At 65.2% G+C, this 756-nt stretch carries 1 protein-coding gene; it reads left to right on the top strand.

From position 1 onward, the window contains the following. Positions 1-469 precede the first annotated feature (469 nt). Positions 470-756, top strand: a 287-nt coding sequence (locus G3I60_RS43775; RefSeq protein WP_164299756.1) for a MerR family transcriptional regulator, incomplete at its 3' end; no start/stop codon positions are given.

The following is a 756-nucleotide window of genomic DNA, read 5'->3' as shown; positions in this document are numbered from 1 at the left end:
TGAGTGGTACCTCGGTGAAGGCGTCGGCTGCGGGCGCGCGCACTGGGAGGTTCGGCAGTGGGGTTCTAAGCCAGGGCAGTTGTAGTACGGGCGACGGGGCTGGCTGTCGGAGGGTGGTGTAGTGAAGGCCACCGGTAGTTCGTAGTGCTGGCAGTTCGCAGGATCAGCAGTTCGTAGTGCTGTTTGGTCAGTGTTTCGGTTCAGAGGGAACGGAGGGGTTGAGCGCCATCAGGATCGCCCGGGCGAAGTAGTAGGCCTGGGTGCCGCAGGACATCGATAGGTAGGTGGTCTCCGGTCACGCGTTCGCGATCCCCGCATTCCCGGCCGCGGCCGGTAGTGCGGACACAGTAGGCCGGCGCAGTACTAGGGCCGGTAGGTGGTGTTTTCCGTCCTTCGGGGCCCTGGTGCTACGGCGCCAGGGCCCCTCCACACGTTCCCAGCCCCTTTGTCTGTTTCCCGGTGAGGTGAGATGACGGCAGACGATTCCTTCGCCCGACTCAATGACGACGACTATCCCGCCTACACCATCGGGCGCGCCGCCGAGATGATCGGTGCCTCTCAGGGTTTCCTGCGTGCGATCGGCGAAGCCCACCTGATCACCCCGCTGCGTTCCGCGGGCGGTCACCGCCGTTACTCCCGCTATCAGCTGCGGATCGCTGTCCGGGTGCGTGAGCTCGTCGACCAGGGCACCGCGATCGAGGACGCGTGCCGCATCGTCGCGCTGCAGGACCAGCTCGAAGAAGCCCTCGCACTCAA

Source organism: Streptomyces sp. SID13666, assembly GCF_010548325.1.
Classification (GTDB): Bacteria; Actinomycetota; Actinomycetes; order Streptomycetales; family Streptomycetaceae; genus Actinacidiphila; species Actinacidiphila fildesensis.
This window is presented reverse-complemented; position numbering and strand designations above follow the sequence as displayed.